The 14,682-nt window shown below is 72.9% G+C and carries 11 protein-coding genes and 1 pseudogene; 8 read left to right on the plus strand and 4 right to left on the minus strand.

Translation table 11 applies throughout. The annotated features are described in order from the left end of the window. Nucleotides 1-517: 517 nt before the first annotated feature. Nucleotides 518-967, plus strand: coding sequence for a hypothetical protein (locus KKR89_RS03970; protein ID WP_208197962.1), 450 nt, complete (start codon nt 518-520; stop codon nt 965-967). 190 nt (nt 968-1,157) lie between these two features. On the opposite strand, the gene KKR89_RS18165 is transcribed toward KKR89_RS03970, so the two are convergent. Together KKR89_RS18165 and KKR89_RS18605 are read right to left on the minus strand one after the other, a co-directional pair. Next, nucleotides 1,158-1,778, minus strand: coding sequence for a tyrosine-type recombinase/integrase (locus tag KKR89_RS18165; RefSeq protein WP_243883439.1), 621 nt, complete (start codon nt 1,776-1,778; stop codon nt 1,158-1,160). Nucleotides 1,779-1,908: 130 nt separating this feature from the next. Then, a pseudogene (locus KKR89_RS18605) lies at nt 1,909-2,133 on the minus strand (tyrosine-type recombinase/integrase); the annotation flags it as partial. 128 nt (nt 2,134-2,261) lie between these two features. On the opposite strand from KKR89_RS18605, the gene KKR89_RS03980 reads away from it, so the two are divergent. Beyond that, entirely contained in the window at nt 2,262-3,485 is a 1,224-nt protein-coding gene (locus KKR89_RS03980) for a Fic family protein (RefSeq protein ID WP_208197963.1), read from the plus strand. A 100-nt stretch (nt 3,486-3,585) separates the two neighbouring features. On the opposite strand, the gene KKR89_RS03985 is transcribed toward KKR89_RS03980, so the two are convergent. Together KKR89_RS03985 and KKR89_RS03990 are read right to left on the minus strand one after the other, a co-directional pair. Continuing rightward, nucleotides 3,586-4,005 carry a hypothetical protein gene (locus KKR89_RS03985; protein WP_208197964.1) on the minus strand — a complete coding sequence of 140 codons (420 nt, stop codon included), beginning with the start codon at nt 4,003-4,005 and terminating at the stop codon, nt 3,586-3,588. Nucleotide 4,006: 1 nt separating this feature from the next. Further along, complete coding sequence (locus tag KKR89_RS03990) at nt 4,007-4,606, minus strand: hypothetical protein (protein WP_208197965.1); 600 nt, start codon at nt 4,604-4,606, stop codon at nt 4,007-4,009. A gap of 384 nt (nt 4,607-4,990) precedes the next feature. On the opposite strand from KKR89_RS03990, the gene KKR89_RS03995 reads away from it, so the two are divergent. The 6 genes from KKR89_RS03995 (at nt 4,991) to KKR89_RS04020 (ending at nt 14,680) form a co-directional block, all read left to right on the plus strand. Further along, on the plus strand, nt 4,991-6,808 hold the full coding sequence (locus tag KKR89_RS03995; RefSeq protein ID WP_208197966.1) for an endo-1,4-beta-xylanase: 1,818 nt from the start codon (nt 4,991-4,993) through the stop codon (nt 6,806-6,808). Nucleotides 6,809-6,931: 123 nt separating this feature from the next. Then, nucleotides 6,932-7,987 (plus strand): 3-oxoacyl-ACP synthase III, encoded by a 1,056-nt coding sequence (locus KKR89_RS04000; protein ID WP_208197967.1) that lies wholly within the window; start codon nt 6,932-6,934, stop codon nt 7,985-7,987. Continuing rightward, nucleotides 7,984-10,794, plus strand: coding sequence for an alpha/beta fold hydrolase (locus KKR89_RS04005; RefSeq protein WP_251141008.1), 2,811 nt, complete (start codon nt 7,984-7,986; stop codon nt 10,792-10,794). The genes KKR89_RS04000 and KKR89_RS04005 overlap by 4 nt, the downstream gene beginning before the upstream one ends. After that, entirely contained in the window at nt 10,791-11,792 is a 1,002-nt protein-coding gene (locus KKR89_RS04010; protein ID WP_208197968.1) for an NAD-dependent epimerase/dehydratase family protein, read from the plus strand. Before KKR89_RS04005 ends, KKR89_RS04010 begins: the two co-directional genes overlap by 4 nt. A 36-nt stretch (nt 11,793-11,828) precedes the next feature. Next, a complete protein-coding gene (locus KKR89_RS04015) occupies nt 11,829-12,230 on the plus strand; it encodes an OsmC family protein (protein WP_208197969.1) in 402 nt (133 codons plus the stop codon). A 302-nt stretch (nt 12,231-12,532) separates the two neighbouring features. Further along, the gene (locus KKR89_RS04020; RefSeq protein ID WP_208197970.1) at nt 12,533-14,680 is read left to right on the plus strand and encodes a DEAD/DEAH box helicase; all 2,148 of its coding nucleotides are present in this window, start codon (nt 12,533-12,535) and stop codon (nt 14,678-14,680) included. Nucleotides 14,681-14,682: the final 2 nt, after the last annotated feature.

Below are 14,682 nucleotides of genomic sequence, written 5' to 3' on the forward strand. Positions count from 1 at the left end.
GCTGCGCGGTCGCGTCGTGGTTCTCTTCGAGGAACCCACGCGACGACGTGTAGGTTCCTGCCGAGCTGGCGGTGTGCCCGATTCAGTCGCGTCTTGCGCGTCGAGCACGGCGGGCGCGGATCGCGGCCTCCGAGGTGGCCGTTGGGGGCGCCAAGGCGGATGCGACGGCTACAGAGGGGCCCAAAGTGCTCGCCGCACGACCCCGTGCGTCGATATGATCCGACACGCCGCATCTGCCACGCGGTCGGAGGATTGGGGTGAGATGGACACCGAACACCGCTGGCGATCCCATCTTGGAACGAAGATCGCGGCCTTGGTGGTTAGCACATTGGTGCTGAATTGGCTGTCCGATACGTTCAGGCCAACCGCCCCCATTCTGCTCGTCGCTGGGGCTCTGGCGCTTGGACTTCTCGTGGTAACGGAGTCCAGGCCTGCCAATGGGACTGGCGACGCGACAGGGCGAGTTCAGTTCCCTGTGGCACGATTCGCGTTGGCTGCAGTGCTTCTAGGAGCAGCAGTGGCGTTCGTCTGGTTGCTGCCAGTTGGGCGGTCTCACAGTTTCGATCCGCCTTCGATCATCCGTCAGATTTCGTACAGCTTTGGCACCGGCTCGGGTGTTTTCTACAACTACGAGCTCGGGGCAGGGGCGACAATTGCGGCCCTTGGTTCAATAGCGATGCTCCGAAAAGCCAGGTTCTCGCAGGTGATCTGGTTCGTGGTCAGTTGTTCGCTCGGTGTGGCTCTGATGATCGTATCCCTCCGCCCGGAAAACTCCCTTCTGACCACATTTGCCGCATGGTCGATAGCCTCTCTATTGGCTGTTGTGGTCGTTGGTGCTCTACCCGGCTCGGTCTCCGTGCTCTGGCGTTTCTTCTCGGCTGGCCCGCCGGCTGAAGGCGACACCGAGAGTCTGGGCTCAGGTGGGACCGGCGAACTGGGCGCGGGCGAGTCTGGGGGCGCGGACTGACCGCTTGTTCGTCTGCGCAGCGCGAAGGGCGCGCGGTCACATCGACGTTCCTCAGGCGTGGAAACACCGGCGTTGCGGCCGGCGAGCACTCAGGTGACGAGGCGTACCAGAAGGTGGCGTGAAGTCGAGTACCCGACGCGTTGCACCGACGGAGGCACTGAAGCGAGGTTGCTCGCCCAGGCGTCTCGGCTCAGGACGTCTCAGTGCCAGCATCAAGTCGACGCGTGGCTCGAGGCCGGCCGATCGCCGGCGGCACCTGCACCAGCGGTATCGCCGGCAGTCGCTCTATCGCCTGCCTCGTGGCCCCGCTGAACAGGTGCCCGTACAGGTCCATCGTCATCGCCGCGGTCGAGTGCCCCAGGATCACCTGCACCGCCTTTACGTCGGCCCCGGCGGCGATGAGCAGCGACGCCGCGGTGTGTCGCAGGTCGTGGATCGTCGTGCCCTCCAAACCCGGACGCCGCGTCGCGTCCATCCACCCCGACCGCGCGCGGAAATTCGTGTTGGTCCAGACGCCGCCGGTCGGGCTCGGGAACAGGTACCCGCCCGGCGCCGTCCCCGCGACCCGCGTCCACACGTACTCGTCCAGCACCGAGGGCACCGGCACGGTCCGGGTCTGGTGCGTCTTCGTCGGCCCGAACATCGCCCCGCTGGACCGCTTCGACTGCGTCGCTGCCCGGTGCACCCGCATGCCGAGGCCGTGCGGGGTCTGCACGACGTCGTCGACCCGCAGCGCTGCCATCTCCGAGAACCGGCACCCTGTCATCCCGAGAAACAGCACGACCGGCTGGCGCAGCGGCGGCGCCGCCATGACCAGCCGACCGAGCTGCTCGGGCCGCAGCCAGCGCGGCTCGCGCTTGGTACCGCCACGCGGCAGCCGACACCATCCGCGCGACGTTTACGCTCAGCCGCCGGTCACGGATCGCGTAGTCGAACACCAGCCGGATCATCGACAGCGCCCGCCGCCGCGTCGCCGTCACCAGCCCACGCGCCGTCAGCGCAGACATCACCCGCTCGACGTCGGCCGCCGAGATCCTGGAGATCGGGTACGACCCGATCTCCAGGATCACGTACTTGTCCGGCAGGAACCGCGCGGTCTCCTGGCTGCGCACCGCCAGGTGACCGCGCGAGGCCTGCCACTCCTCGGCCAGCGCCGCGAACGTCATCCGCCCGCGCGCCTCGTGTGGCCGTACCGCCAGGCGTTTCGGGGGGGACTCGCAGCCTTCACTACAGATGTCGCTCACTGAAGGCTCAGCGGCTATGCTTCAATAGTGACCGCGGTTGTTGAGGCCTGATGAGCGACCGGCAGACGGGTGTCGAACCCAGCGCGGGTGACGACGCAGCGTGGCCTGCGCTCACGACCGAGCCCCGCGACTGGACATCGAACCTCGATGACGGGCGACTCAGTGTCTGGGAACGCCAGCGGATCTCGCGCCCCTACAAGGCGTCAGTCCTGCCACCGATCGCGCGCCGTACGCCGCGCATCAGCAGCAACGTGCACGTCCTCGTCGTCGACGCGACCTCCGATGTCGCGCGGTTCGACAGCGAGGTCGCAACGATGCCTGTCCCCATGCCCGCGGTCCTGCTCCGCACCGAGTCGGCGTCCAGCTCCCAGATCGAGCATCTCACCACCAACGCCCGCAACCTCGCCATGGCAAGTCTCGGAGTGGGATCCAAGCAGAACGCCGAGCTCGTGGCCGCGAACGTGCGCGCCATGAATGAAGCCCTCACCATTGGTGACGACATCACCCCCGACACGATCCTTGCCGTTCACCACGCCTTGCTCGCCGTGTCCGCCCCGGACGTCGCCGGCCGATGGCGCGCCGAACAGGTGTGGGTGGGCGCCTCCGCGATCAGCCCGCACGGCGCCGACTTCATCCCCCCGCACCATGAACGCGTGCAGGCCGCGATCGATGACATGGTCAAGTTCGCTGAGCGCGACGACATCCCCGCACTCACGCACGCAGCGCTCGTCCATGCCCAGTTCGAGACCATCCACCCGTTCGTCGACGGCAACGGGCGCACCGGGCGTGTGCTGCTGCAACAGGTTTTGCGCCGCCGGGGCCTGACCCGGCACACGACCGTGCCCGTGTCCGCCGGCCTCTTGCGCGATCCCGACCGCTACTTCCGCGCGCTCACCAGCTACAGGGAAGGGGACCCCGACCCCATCGTCGAACAGGTCGCCTATGCGGCACTGGCCGCCACCATCAACGGCCGCCACCTCGCCGACGACGTCATGGCCCTTCGCGCTGCATGGCAGGACCAGATCAGGGCCAGATCCGACTCGGCAGCGTGGCGCCTCGTCGACGCGCTCTTCGCCCAGCCCGTCGTGAACGCGGGCTACGTCGCAGCGACGCTCGCCATCTCCGACCGTGGTGCTCGCAACGCGATCGAGGTCCTCGAGAAGGCCGGTGTCCTTCAACCGTCGACCTCGGCGCTACGGCACAAGGTCTGGCAGGCGCCGCAGATCCTGACCGCGATGGACGCGTTCGCCGCCCGTGCTGGGCGCCGCGCCTGACGCGACACGATGGCCCGCCGACCGCCGCGGAGGTGGCGATCTCGATGCGGTGACGCGTGCCGGCAGTGACGAGGCGGGGGAGACGGTCGAGCTCTTGGCGCTACGCCAGGTCCTCGAACGTCTCCTCGCCCGGACGCCAGCACATCCACCGCCCGTCCGCGAAGCCGCTCAGGTAGGCGATCTCGGGTCCGGTGTAGTCGTCGAACCGCGGGTGCAGGGCGACGGTCCCTGACGTGAGCCCGATCCGCAGGTCGCCACCGGTCGTCTCGGTGGTCGCGACGACGTCACCCGGGACCAGTGCGACGAGGGCGTCTGCGTACCCGGGCTCGCCCGCGCGGACGAGGCCGGCCGGCGTCTCGACGGCGGGCATGACGTCGCAGCTGAGACACGGCATGTCCTGCGTCGGGCCGTCGAAGCGCAGCTGGACGTGGTCCATGACGAACTGGACCGAGTACAGGCGGAAGCCGACGAGGCGGGAGAGCAGCTCGTTCGGCACGTACCTGGAGGGCTCGGTCGTCATGTCACGTCCACGCACCCCGCCGTCGACGCACGGCGATGCGGGTGCCGACGGCGATGTTGACCGCCCCCACGACGAGCGGGAGCATCCCGTCGGCGCCCCCGGGAGTCGCGGCGAGCGCGGCGCCGCCGGCGAAGGCGACGGCCCCGCACACGAGGTACGTCCACATGCGCCTGCGCGACGGCGGGAACGCCATCGCCTCGCGCAGGTCGACGTGCGTCGGCACGGGCGGCTCACCCCGCGGGCCGGGCGGTGCGCTCGGCCACGGCGAGGCGAGGACGTCGGCGGGGTCGGTCTCGAACCCGGGGTCGACCGGCGTGCTCGGCAGGCGGTCGAACCAGTAGCGGTCGACGAGGTCACCGATCTGCTCGGCGGTCACGCCGCGGCTCGTCACGACGAGCACCTCGCGGTGCTCCTGGACCACGTCGTCGACGCCCGGGACCTGCTGGAGCATCGCGACGGTCCCCGCGACGAGGCGCTCGTAGGGGTGCGCGGCGACGTCCGAGAACCCGAGCCTGGTCCGCAGCCGCCCGTCACCCAGGGTCGTGACGTGCTCGATCCAGTACACGGGCTCGCCGGCGAGCAGGCCGGGCAGTCTGTCCACGCACGGGCATCGGCACACCGCACCGGGTGCCTGAGTCTCGCCCCTCGGGCTGCGGCACGCGGTGAGTGCGCGGTTCCTTGACGTCTCCCGTCACCCTCCTTACGGTGTCACCCACTCGGCCTAGTGAACGTTCCCCGTCGACGATGACGTCGCCACCCGCCGGAGGACCGCAGGACCTTCCCCCCGGCGGCTGCTGATCGATCGTTCGCGACAGGTGGACCCCTCGGGCGGGTGGTGGACATGCCGGGCGGCGGGCGGCTCGCCTCCTGCCGCGCCGGCTCCGGTGCAGGGCTCGAAGGGGGATCGATGATGATCAGTCGGCGCACCACACAACGAACCGACGGGACACGAGGGGCGCAGGCCGCGCGGCGGTGGGCGGCACGCGTGACCGGAGCAGGTCTGGCGGTCGCGCTCGCGGCCGTGGGCCTCGGCGTCCCGGCGCAGGCCGCGGCGGCCGAGACGTTCGACGTCGAGATCAGCGTGACGGGCAAGGGCACGGTGACCGGAGCCGGCAGCTACGAGGCCGGCGAGACGGTCGAGCTGACGGCGGCACCGGCGAAGGACCAGGTGTGGGGCGGCTGGACGTCGCCCGAGCTCGGCTGGATCGGCGCGCGCGTCGGCTCGTTCACGATGCCGGCGCAGGACGTCGAGCTGACGACCGAGTTCCGCAAGCAGATCGCGTCGCTGAAGAACGTCTACAAGGACTACTTCGACGTGGGCAACATCTACTCGCACCCGGGCACGTACGAGGCGGGGTCGCCCAACTCGGCGACGATCGACCGGCACTACAGCGTCATGACGGCCGAGAACAACATGAAGCCGGACCAGCTGCTGCCGAACGACAACATCGACCCCGAGACCGGTGAGTTCACGTTCAGCTTCGAGCAGGCCGACGCGTTCGTCGACCAGACGCTGGCGCGCGGCATGAAGGTGCACGGGCACGTGCTGGTGTGGCACGGGCAGTCGCCGCCGCGCATCAACAGCGGCACCACGGGCGGCACGCGTGCGCAGGCCAAGGCCAACATGGAGCGGTACATCCAGGAGGTGCTGACGCACTTCCAGGGCCGCACCGTCTCGTGGGACGTCGTCAACGAGGCGTTCGTCGACGGGCTCGCGGAATTCGACCCCGCGACGCAGGACTGGCGCGACTTCCTGCGCGGCGGCCCCAACGGCGGCTTCTCCAACTGGTACAGCGCGTACGCCAACGGTGCCGACGCCGCCGCAGGCGAGAGCCCGGCGGACTTCCTGTACGACGCGTTCGTCTTCGCGCGCACGTACGGGCCCGAGACGCGGCTGGAGTACAACGACTTCAACGTCTTCCAGTCCGAGGGCAAGGCGCAGGCGATCATCGCGATGGCCACGGACCTCAACGAGCGGTACCTGGCCGAGCACCCGGAGGACCCCCGGCAGCTCGTCGAGGCGATCGGGATGCAGTCGCACAACTACATCAACCAGACGCCGGCGTTCGCCTGCTCGGACCGCACGCGGCTGCGCCAGCTGGTGAAGGACTCGGCGGAGGAGTGGCAGCCGGGGGCGTGCAGCAACGAGGCGTCGGTCGAGCGGTCGATCCAGCTGATCGTCGAGGCGGGCTTCTCGGTGAGCATCAGCGAGCTCGACCTGCAGGTCTGGGAGGCGTGGAACGGTCAGCCCGAGGGCGACGACCGCACCGCGTACCGCGACCTGAACGACCCATCCGTCAGCGACCGGATCTCCCGGGAGGGCTTCACGTACTGGGAGGGCAAGATCACCAACCGGGCCGAGCTGGAGAGGATCCAGGCCCAGCGGTTCGCGGAGTACTTCGCGGTCTACAAGAAGTACTCGACGGACATCAACCGCGTGACGTTCTGGGGCCTGACGGACCAGCTCAGCTGGCGGTCCACGCACAACCCGCTGATCTTCAACAGCGACTTCTCGGAGAAGCTGGGCGCGGTCGCGGTGGCGGACCCCGAGCGGTGGCTCGGCCTGCGCAAGCCGATCGTCGACACCTCGAAGCTCGAGGAGGCGCTCGCGCAGGCCAAGGCGCTGGACCTTCGGGGCCGGGACTACAGCGGCGTCAGCATCGCCAAGGTGAAGGCGGCCCTCGCCCGCGTCGTGGCGGTCCTGTCCTCGGGCGGGCCGCAGGCGAAGGTGAACGCGGCGACCGCCGCGCTCCTCGACGCCGTCGCCGCGCTGGAGAAGAAGCCGAGCCCGCCCCGGTCGTGACGACCGGTCGGCACGACGAGGCCTCGCGGGTCCGAGGGCGTCCGCCCTGGACCCGCGAGGCCTCACCCGTGCTGCGCGGCGTCGCGGAGCCATCGGGTGCAGGCACCGGCTCCTCGGGGGAGTATGGGCACTTCCGTGACCTGGAGGGGCGTGCGAGTGGGCGGCAACGCGACATCGATGTACCGCAACGCGGCTCTGCTGTCCCTCGCGACAGTCACACCCGACCGCGTGACGACGTCCGCGGAGCTCGACGGGCGGCTGCGACCCGTCCTGGAACGGCTGCGCCTGCCGACGGGGCTGCTCCAGCGCATCGCGGGCGTCCACGAGCGCCGCAACTGGGCGCAGGGGCAGAGCTTCGACGCCGCGACCATCGAGGCGGGGGAGAAGGCGCTCGCCGAGGCGGGCGTCGACCGCGGGCGCATCGGCCTGATCATCAACACGTCGGTCACGCGCCCGCACCTCGAGCCGTCCGTCGCGGTGCGCATGCACCACGGGCTCGGGCTGCCGTCGTCGGCCGTGAACTTCGACATCGCGAACGCGTGCCTCGGCTTCGTCAACGGCATGAGCCTGGCGGCCCAGCTCATCGACGCCGGGCAGATCGAGTACGCGCTGGTCGTCGACGGTGAGGACGCCGACGAGATCCAGCACCGCACCGTCGAGCGGCTGTGCCGGCCGGAGACGACCCGCGCCGACTTCATGCGCGAGTTCCCGAGCCTGACCCTCGGCTCCGGCGCGGTCGCCGCCCTCCTGGGACGTGCCGACGCGCACCCCTCGGGGCACCGGCTGGTCATGGGCGTCACGCGCGCCGCGACGCAGTTCAACGACCTGTGCGTCGGCGGCGTCAACGGCATGTACACGGACGCGAAGGCGCTGCTGCGGGGCGGCATGCAGCTCGTCATGGCCGCGTGGCAGGAGGCGCGTCAGCACGTCGACTGGTCCGACATGGACCGGTACGTCATGCACCAGGTCTCCGACGTGCACACCGCCGCCATCATCAAGGCCGCCAAGCTCGACCGTGACCGCGTGCCGCTGACCTACCCGCGCTTCGGCAACGTCGGCCCGGCGTCCATCCCCATCACGCTCGCGCACGAGGCGCCGAGCCTGTCCCCGGGGGACCGCGTCCTGCTCATGGGCGTGGGCTCCGGCATCAACACGGCCATGATGGAGCTCGCCTGGTGACAGGAGCCACGACGGGGCACGCCGACCGGCTGCCCCCGCCCACGACCGCGCCCGCCGTGCTCCCCCCGGTCGGCCTGCCCGGCCTGGACGTCGGCTGGTCGCGCCTCGTCACGGTCGCCGAGACGCCGCTGCTCGGCGCGCACGGGCGGGCCGACGAGCCGCACGGCACCGAGCGCACGTGGCACGTCCTCGACACGGGACCGTCCCTCGCCGCACGCGGCGTCACCCCTGTCGGGACCCTGCTGTGCGTGCACGGCAACCCGACGTGGTCGTACCTGTGGCGGGACCTGCTCGCCGCGACGCTCGCCGCCGCGGACGCCCACCCCGCGGGGGCCTGGCGCGTCGTGGCCGTCGACCAGCTCGACATGGGCTTCTCCGAGCGCACCGGCACGCACCGGACCCTGCGCCGCCGCGTGCGGGACCTCGCCGACCTCACCGACGCCCTCGGGCTCGACGGGCCGGTCGTCACGGTCGGGCACGACTGGGGCGGCGTCGTCTCGCTCGGCTGGGCCGTCGACCACCCCGACGCGCTCGCGGGCGTCGTGCTGCTCAACACCGCGGTGCACCAGCCCGCCGACCGGCCGATCCCGCTGCCGCTGCGCCTCGCGCTGGGCGCGCTCGGCCCCTCGACCGTCGTGACGCCCGCGTTCCTCGGCACGACGCTCGCGCTCGCACACCCCTCGCTGCCCGACGACGTCAAGGACGCCTACCGAGCGCCGTACCGCACCGCGGAGCGCCGCTCGGGCATCGGGGCGTTTGTCGCCGACATCCCCGCCGGGCCCGACCACCGGAGCGCGGGCGAGCTCGACCGCATCGCCGACGGCGTCCGCGGCCTCGCCGTCCCCGCGCTCGTGCTCTGGGGCCCGCGGGACCCGGTCTTCGGCGACCCGCACCTCGCGGACCTGCTGGCGCGCCTCCCGCAGGCGCAGGTGCACCGCTTCGAGGGTGCCGGGCACCTGGTCGCCGAGGACGTCGACACCGCGGGCGCCGTCCTGACGTGGCTCGCCGACCGCCGGCCCGCCGACGCGCGGAGCATGCGGGGCGCGGAAACGGGCACGGATACGGGCACGGGCACGTGCGCCGGTGCGGTGTCGGCGTCGCGTCGTCCGCCGCTGTGGCGTCGCCTCGACGAGCTCGCCGACGACGGCTCGAGGGCCCTCGTCGAGATGGCACCCTCGACGGGCGGCGGCGTGCGGACCGTCACGTGGCGGCTCCTCGCGCGGCGCGTGCGCGAGCTCGCCGCCGGGCTGCACGCGGCCGGCGTCCGGCGCGGTGACCGGGTCTCGCTGCTCGTCCCGCCCGGCGCCGACCTCACGGCGACGCTCTACGCGTGCCTGTGCATCGGTGCGGTCGTGGTCGTCGCGGACGCCGGGCTCGGGGCACGCGGGCTCACGCGTGCGGTGCGGGGCGCGCAGCCCGCGGTGGTCGTGGGGGAGCGTCGCGGGCTCGTCGCGGCGCGCGCGCTCGGCTGGCCCGGGCGGCGCGTGTCGACGACGACGCTGCCGCGCGCGACCGCCGCGGCGCTCGGCGTCGAGCTGAGCCTGCCCGACCTCGTCGACCTCGGCGCGGGTGCCGACCTGCCGCCCGAGCCCGCGGCGGACGACGTCGCGGCGATCCTGTTCACGTCCGGGTCCACGGGCCCCGCCAAGGGCGTCGCGTACACGCACGACCAGCTCGCGGCGATGCGCGACGCGCTCGCCGACCAGTACGGCCTGGGCGTCGGGACGGGCCTGGTCGCGGGCTTCGCCCCGTTCGCGCTGCTGGGACCCGCGCTCGGGTGCCGCTCGGTCACGCCCGACATGGACGTCACCGCGCCCCGCACCCTGACCGCGCGGGCCGTGGCCGCCGCCGTCGCCGCCGCGACGGCCGACCTCGACGGCCCGACTGCGGTGTTCCTGTCGCCCGCGGCCGTCGCCAACGTCGTCGCGACGTCGGGCGACCTGACGGACGACGACGAGCGGGCGCTCGCGCGCGTCGGCCTCCTGCTCTCGGCCGGCGCACCCGTGGGCGAGGGGTTGCTCGCGGCGATCGGGGACCTGCTGCCCGCGGCCGTGCCGCACACGCCGTACGGCATGACCGAGGGGCTGCTGCTCACGGACGTGACGCTCGAGGAGATCCGTGCGGCCGGGGACGGCGGTGCGGCGGGCGGGGTGTGCGTCGGGCGGCCCGCCCCCGCGGTGACGGTCCGGATCAGCGCGCTCGACGCCGACGGCCGCGCGACCGGGCTCCTCTCGGCGACACCCGGCGTGACCGGGGAGATCGTCGTCGCGGCGCCGCACGTCAAGGACCACTACGACCGGCTGTGGCTGACGGACCGCGAGAGCCGGCGGGGGACACCGGACGGTGACGGCTCCGCACGGTCCGACGTCGACGGCGACGTCGCATCGGGCGCCCGCTGGCACCGGACCGGCGACGTCGGGCGGCTCGACGACGCGGGCAGGCTGTGGGTCGAGGGTCGTCTCGCGCACGTCGTCGTCACCGCCGACGGGCCCGTCACACCCGTCGGTCCCGAGCAGCGTGCGCAGTCCGTGCCCGGCGTCGCGCGTGCGGGCGTCGTCGGCGTCGGACCGCGCGGCACGCAGCAGGTCGTCGTCGTGGTCGAGACGGACCGGGGTGCGCGTCGGCCGTCGCTCGCGACGCCCGAGCTCACGGCGGCCGTGCGCGCGGCGGTCGGGCGGGACGTCGCGGCCGTGCTCGTCGTGCCCGACCTGCCGACGGACGTCCGCCACAACTCCAAGATCGACCGCGCGCGGCTCGCGCGCTGGGCCGAGGGCGTCCTCGCGGGCGGCCGGATGGGACCGCCATGAGGGTCCTCGTCACGGGCGCGTCCGGGCTCCTGGGACGGACCACCGCCGCGCACGTCCGCGACGCCGGGCACGACGTGCGCACGTTCCAGCGCCGCCCCAGCGGCGTCGACGGCGTGCACGACGTCCTCGGCTCGGTCACCGACCCCGACGACGTGGACCGTGCCGTGCGGGGCGTCGACGCGCTCGTGCACCTCGCGGCGAAGGTGTCGCTCACCGGCGACGCGGCCGACTTCCGCCGGGTCAACGTCGACGGCACGCGCACGCTCCTCGACGCCGCCGCGCGGCACGGCGTCACCGACGTGGTCCACGTGTCCTCGCCGTCCGTCGCGCACACCGGCACCGCGATCGTCGGTCAGGACGCCTCCCCGGCGGACCCGCGGCACGCGCACGGCGCGTACGCGCGCACCAAGGCCGAGGCCGAGCGGCTGGCCCTCGGCGCCGACGGGCGGCTGCGGGTCGTGGCCGTCCGCCCGCACCTCGTCTGGGGGCCGGGTGACGAGCAGCTCGTCGCGCGCATCGTCGAGCGGGCCCGCGCCGGGCGGCTGCCGCTGCTGGGCCACGGCGCCGCGCTCATCGACACGACCTACCTCGACAACGCCGCGTCCGCGCTGGTCGCGGCGCTGCACCGGCTCGCCGACGACGACGGCGTAGTGCGTGGGCAGGCCTACGTCGTGACGAACGGCGAGCCGCGCACGGTCGCGGAGATGCTCGCCGGCATCTGCGCCGCTGCGGGCGTCCCGGCGCCCACGCGCCGCGTGCCGGGCGCGGTGGCGAGGGCGGCGGGCGGCGCGGTCGAGGCCGCCTGGGCGCGGCTGCCGCTGCGCAGCGCCGACGGTGAGCCGCCCATGACGCGGTTCCTCGCCGAGCAGCTGTCGACCGCCCACTGGTTCGACCAGCGCCGCACGCGCGCCGACCTGCGGTGGCGTCCCGAGGTGTCGGTGGACGAGGGGCTGCTCCGCCTCGCGCAGGCTGCGGGGGTGGCGCGCCCGGAGCACTGAGGTGGACCATGGCCTCGTCCGGAGGAGGGAGCGCGCATGTCGGAGACGTACCCCGTGGTCGTGGGGGCGGGGAGCCTGCGCTCGTCGGAGCCGGGCGCGACGACGGTCCCGCACCGGTGGACCTCGCAGGGCGTGACGGTCGAGGCGCCGTTCACCGGCGCGCACCTGCTGCACACGGCCGTCGCCGGCTGCGTCCTCAACGATCTCTACCGTGAGGCGGACCGCCTGGGCGTCGTGCTGCAGGGCGTGCGCGTCGCCGCGCGGGGCGGCTTCGACGGCGCCTGGGAGTCCACCGGCATCACGTACGCGGTCGACCTCGACACCACGTCCGCCGCGACGGACGTGGAACGTCTGCTCGCCGTGGTGGACGACGTCGCCGAGATCCCCCGCGCGGTCAGGGCCGGGGCGGCCGTGACGCGCGTGACCACGTCCTCGTGAGCGTGGCGGGCCCCGCGCCGGCTACTCAGCGGTAAGATTCCGTCCAGTCGGTGATGGAGCTAGGCCAGGACCGTGCCCCGTGAGCGTTCACGGAGGCGTCCGGCCGCGTGGCACCACCGACGTCAGCACGGACCCGTAGGTGGCGCGCACGGGGGGAAGCTGCGCGGCTGCACGGCGCGCTCGCCCCGAGGAGCTCTTGTCCCGGCGGCACGGGGCGCTGCCCTGGCGCGACCGGTCCTGGTTGGCGGTGGCACGGCGGGCTGCACCGCGGTCGCGGTGCGCACAGGCGCGAAGGAGGAGATGTGGCACGAGCAGGCCAGCGCGGCTCCGGTCGTGCACGCGGCGACGCGGGCACGCAGCGTCGCCGTCCTGCACGCCCCGCGGAGCAGGGCATCGTCCCGGTGCTCGCGGGTCTCGCACGTGAGGTCGACGCCGAGGTGAAGCGGCCGCCGACGCGTGCGACGGTACGGACGAAGTTCCAGGTCGTCGCGCTGCTGGTGCGCGAGGAGCGCGCGCGCGTCATGGCCGACACCACGCTGACCCAGGCGCGACGGACCGAGCAGCTCAAGCGGCTCGACGGGGTCGCGACGCAGCTGGCCAAGACCGCGGCCCGGGACACCTCGCTGCTCGAGCTGCTCGCCGACGACGCCCGGGTCTCCGATGCCGCCCGCGCCTACCGCGCGACCGTCATGCGCGCCGGCGGTCTGGAGCCGCCCGAGGAGCCCGAGCCCGCTGCCCCGCCCGCACCGGTGCCCGGCGCCGAGAAGCGCGTCGTGCCGCGGTCGGTCATCTCCCACCAGCTCGCCAACCCGTTCCTCGCGCCCGACTTCGAGGCCGCCGCCCAGCGGATCGTCGCGCGCCCCCGGCGGCTCGCCGGCTGGGAGCTGCTCGAGCCGCTCTTCCGGTCCTTCGAGGACGCGACGCCCGGCGCGCCGGCGTGCATGAAGCTGCCCGAGCCCCGCTTCGTGCCGACGCCCCCCGGCCGCGAGCTCATGCCGCACCAGGCGCAGGTCGTCGCCGCGGCCGTGCGCGGCCACCGCACGTTCCTGCTCGCCGACGAGCCCGGCCTCGGCAAGACCGCGCAGGCGCTGCTCGCCGCGCAGGCCGCCGACGCGTTCCCGCTCCTGGTCGTCGTCCCCAACGTCGTCAAGACCAACTGGGCGCACGAGGTCGGCCTGTGGACGCCGCTGCGTCGCGCCACCGTCGTCCACGGCGACGGTGACGACGTCGACGCGTTCGCGGACGTCGTGATCGTCAACTACGACATCCTGGACCGGCACGTCGGCTGGCTCGGCGACCACGGCTTCCGCGGCATGGTCGTCGACGAGGCGCACTTCATCAAGAACACCGGCTCGCAGCGATCGAAGCACGTCCTCGCGCTGTCCGAGCGGATCCGCGAGCGCATGGCCCGGCCGCTGCTGATGGCCCTCACGGGGACCCCGCTCATCAACGACATCGAGGACTTCCGCGCGATCTGGCAGTTCCTCGGCTGGATCGACGAGACCAAGCCGCTCGGCGCGCTGATGACCGCGCTCGAGGACACCGGGCTGACGCCGGCCGACCGCGGGTTCTCCGCCGCGGCGCGCGCCGCCGTCATCGACATGGGCATCGTGCGTCGCCGCAAGGCCGACGTGGTCGCCGACATCCCCGCCCGCCGGGTGGCGGACCTGCCCGTCGAGCTCGACGGCGCCGTCGGCCGCTCGATCCGCGCCGCCGAGGCCGTCCTCACCCAGCGGCTGGTCAGCCGGTACCGCGCCGCACTGGAGGCGCGTGGGGGAGACCTCGCCGTCGACGGGGTCGACGTCGACCTGGCGCGCCGGGTCGCCGCGTCCGAGCTCAAGGACGCGAGCTCCAAGACGGGCGGCGAGAACGTCTTCACCATGGTCCGCCGGATCGGCCAGGCCAAGGCCGGGCTCGCCGCGGACTACGCGGCGCAGCTCGCGCGCAACGTCGGCAAGGTCGTGTTCTTCGCCAAGCACATCGACGTCATGGACGTCGCGGAGCAGACCTTCGCCGACCGCGGCATCCGCTACGCCTCGATCCGCGGCGACCAGACGCCGCGGGCGCGGGCCAAGAACGTCGCCGCGTTCGTCGACGACCCCGAGGTGTCGATCGTCGTGTGCTCGCTGACGGCCGCGGGCGTGGGCCTCAACCTGCAGGTCGCGTCCAACCTGGTCCTCGCCGAGCTGTCCTGGACGTTCGCCGAGCAGACCCAGGCCATCGACCGCATCCACCGGATCGGCCAGGACGAGCCCGTCACGGCGTGGCGCATCGTCGCCGCCCAGACCATCGACTCGCGGATCGCCGAGCTCATCGACAGCAAGTCGGGCCTGGCGGCCCGGGCGCTGGACGGCGCCGGCGAGGACGAGGACGGGTCGTCGAGCGACGTGCAGGTCGAGGCCCTGGTCGGGATGCTGAAGGACGCGCTGGCCGCGGACGACGTGATCTGAGG

Origin of the sequence: Cellulomonas dongxiuzhuiae, assembly GCF_018623035.1 — a bacterium.
Classification (GTDB): domain Bacteria; phylum Actinomycetota; class Actinomycetes; order Actinomycetales; family Cellulomonadaceae; genus Cellulomonas; species Cellulomonas dongxiuzhuiae.

Bases quoted from the DNA above. Each gene is read 5' to 3' on its own strand.
- KKR89_RS18165 (WP_243883439.1), bottom strand. From the start codon at position 1,778: ATGGCGGCGCCGCCGCTGCGCCAGCCGGTCGTGCTGTTTCTCGGGATG.
- KKR89_RS03980 (WP_208197963.1), top strand. From the start codon at position 2,262: ATGAGCGACCGGCAGACGGGTGTCGAACCCAGCGCGGGTGACGACGCA.
- KKR89_RS03985 (WP_208197964.1), bottom strand. From the start codon at position 4,005: ATGACGACCGAGCCCTCCAGGTACGTGCCGAACGAGCTGCTCTCCCGC.
- KKR89_RS04000 (WP_208197967.1), top strand. From the start codon at position 6,932: ATGGGCACTTCCGTGACCTGGAGGGGCGTGCGAGTGGGCGGCAACGCG.
- KKR89_RS04010 (WP_208197968.1), top strand. From the start codon at position 10,791: ATGAGGGTCCTCGTCACGGGCGCGTCCGGGCTCCTGGGACGGACCACC.
- KKR89_RS04015 (WP_208197969.1), top strand. From the start codon at position 11,829: ATGTCGGAGACGTACCCCGTGGTCGTGGGGGCGGGGAGCCTGCGCTCG.